The 2,851-nt window shown below is 41.9% G+C and carries 2 protein-coding genes; both read right to left on the reverse strand.

Annotated elements, in window-relative coordinates; translation table 11 throughout:
- Positions 1-129 precede the first annotated feature (129 nt).
- Positions 130-1,020: a transglutaminase gene (locus ACFQ2O_RS20995; RefSeq protein WP_377532734.1), complete on the reverse strand. Its 891-nt coding sequence runs from the start codon at positions 1,018-1,020 to the stop codon at positions 130-132.
- A gap of 402 nt (positions 1,021-1,422) precedes the next feature.
- Complete coding sequence (locus ACFQ2O_RS21000; RefSeq protein ID WP_377532736.1) at positions 1,423-2,442, reverse strand: hypothetical protein; 1,020 nt, start codon at positions 2,440-2,442, stop codon at positions 1,423-1,425.
- Between the last annotated feature and the right edge of the window lie 409 nt (positions 2,443-2,851).

Consider the following 2,851-nt stretch of genomic DNA (forward strand, 5'->3'; position numbering starts at 1 on the left):
CCTAGACGAACGGGCCGTTCTGTCTGATTGTGGTGCAAATATAGAAGGTGTTATTTTATTGTGCAATAGCTGATGTAAAAAAAGAAGTATAGATATAGGGAAGCTCTTGATTCACAATAGAATAATTTCTTATTTCTCGAATGTAATGACACTATAAAGTTCAGGCTCTAGAAAAGGACCTCCAGGATGAGAAGCGGTGTAATCGAAATTTATCCAGAGATCATCTCCGGTTTCGTGGAAATGAATCTTACCGCCTGCCACCTCATCTGGAAATAAAGTTCTGACAGCGAAGCTTATCTGCTCCAGCTCATCTACATGCCCCATCTTAACCTCTGTGTACATGTGGTTTGGTGATATCACAATTCGGGCTTCTCCTCCTATGGCCATAACCGAAGAAGCCATCAGGATAGCATAATCGTCACAGTCACCGGCAAGCAGGCTCATACTTTCTGTAGGAGGAGAGTAATAATCCATTCCCAGTGGATCATTCACATATTTCCAGTTAAGCCGGATATGCTTGAACAAAGAGAAGTAACGCGTCATTTTGCCAAACTTGCGATAATACTCATCATGGAAGTAGCGGGTAGAATTCTCTACAGCAAAAGAGCGAACCAAAGGATGGGTAGATTGCATAGCGCTCTTTACACGCTGGTTCTGAAAATAAGTGCCGCGAACGGGTTTGAAGTATGAAACCTTGTGTGAGTTGCTGGTCATGTTAACCAGCATGGCATTATAATCATCGTAGATGCCATCGAACGTTTGGTTCTTGAATGTGCTGTTGAATACCATCATACCCAATATTCCAAAAAACATAAGCACGATAAGTTTTCGGCTATACTTGGTAACTGCTATGGAAATAGCCGCGGCAAGCATGAGGCAAAGCAAAAAGTGCAGCTCATAATCCATAGAGCCTATTGGCTGAATATAAAAGCTTAGCAGCACCGCCATCGGAAATACAATAATGATCTGTATAAACCGTACAGCAAAGTTCAGGAGTGTATGTCGTAGAAAATGCGTCATTCGGCTTTCATGTATAATATTTGGCAGTGCTCTCTCCATCTACTGAGATGAAAAGAATCTCTTGATACTTAAGTAACGCAAAATTCAAGCCTTTTTACTCCTTAAAGTAAATGTTTTTTGCCATATTTTTTTGTTACACCAGATGTGGAAAAAATTATATTTAGTATAAGGAGCTTTTAAAGGCCTGCACAATTAAGATACTATCGCACCAAATTTAAATGAGCGTGTTTTAGCAAAACGGCTTTTAAGCATCATGGCAAGGGCTTTAAGGCGGGAAAGGCAGGCATCTACTTTCCTTTACAGGCACTTTGCCGCCTGATGAAAGTATCAAAATCAGCTTCTAATTTTACTTCAAAGCTTTGCCTGATTGGATATAGATCCAATCAGGTTTGAGTTAGTAGTTTATTGGTATTGTATGTATAAAGGAGTAGGCTCTAAAGCTAAAATTTCTTCCGGAGTCATCAAGCGTGGGCTTTTCTTCAAATCGTTTTTATAGAAAATTTTAAAGCCAGTAAACTGTACCGGCTCGTTTTTGATATAGCGGCGGAAAGTATCTTTTTTAAGAGCCGGATGTCCCCAGCCATCCATGTGCATCACCACTTGTACTTCAGGTCTCAAGGTGATGTTAGCGCTATTGGTAATCATACCCTGCGTAAAACGGTGCACAATCAATAGTTTTGGAGGCAACTGGTTGTCTTTCACTAAACCAGCTAGATATTGTGTAGCGTAATTAATGTCTACAGCATCGAAAGTTCCTATTTTCCTACCCGGAACATGCCCGCCCTTCATAGAGAATTCAGCATCAATACCGAGGTGCACATGCGGAAGCTTAAGGTATTTCTCCAGCTGTGGTAGTTCCTCCTGTAGCGTGCTATGCCCTACCTGCACATCCAGGAAAACGATGGCATCACGTTTTTTTGCCATTTCCAGCACGTCATCAATCATTTTATTGCTCATGCGCAGTCTGTACTTGCCTCCAGCGCTTGGGTGCCCTTGTGCTGTAACGACAATGGCATGTAAAGCAGGCTGCACAGGTGTAGCAGGATCTGCTTTGCTCCAGTTAGCAACTTCTTCATCTAGCCTGGCCAGCATCTGATCAGGAGGCAGCTCACCCAATATACCCATCCGTTTGGATAGTGGGTTGCCGTAATAGGCTATGATACGCTTGCCCGGAAGTATAGCTCCAGCTAAAGGTGTAGGCCCCGGATAAACAGTTGTAGAAGCTGTTGTGTCGGGTGCAGCAGTAACAGTAGAGACAGTATCGGGTGCGGGTACGACTGCCGTGTCTGGTGTCGCTACAGACAAAGTGTCTGTATTTTCTTCAGGGGCAATAGGTGAGGAGGCTGAGTTTTCCTGGTTACAGGCAGTAGCGAGGAGCAGGCAAGTTAATATGGTAGAGGCCCACGTAAAGGTCTTTTTCAAAAAAGGTAAACTTAAAAGGGTTTAAAAACTTGAATTAGCGTTTTCTGATCATGCGAAGCCGGAAGCATTTTCTTCTGTACAAGGCATGACCTTTAAGGTAAGCATTTTGTACAGGAATGAGCTTAGAAATACCTAATTAATTTTATGTCATTGTTCAGGCCGCTGCAGCTTCAGTCTCCATATTTCTGAATGTGAAGGTATACAGGCGGGCAACTCCAGAAGGCAGTATACTTTATAGCATTTGTAACATCCATACTTACTAGAACTTCTAAAAGGCAATACGCAGCAAAAAAGCTATAATTTAAACATACTCTTAAATGCAGTTGCAGTTACAACCAAGTATAAATTTATACCAAAATAATGGTTGCTTGCATCCCAAAGTAGCAGTCCAAGAAATCTTATAATTGAT

This window comes from Pontibacter rugosus, from assembly GCF_042678745.1.
Taxonomy (GTDB): Bacteria; Bacteroidota; Bacteroidia; order Cytophagales; family Hymenobacteraceae; genus Pontibacter; species Pontibacter rugosus.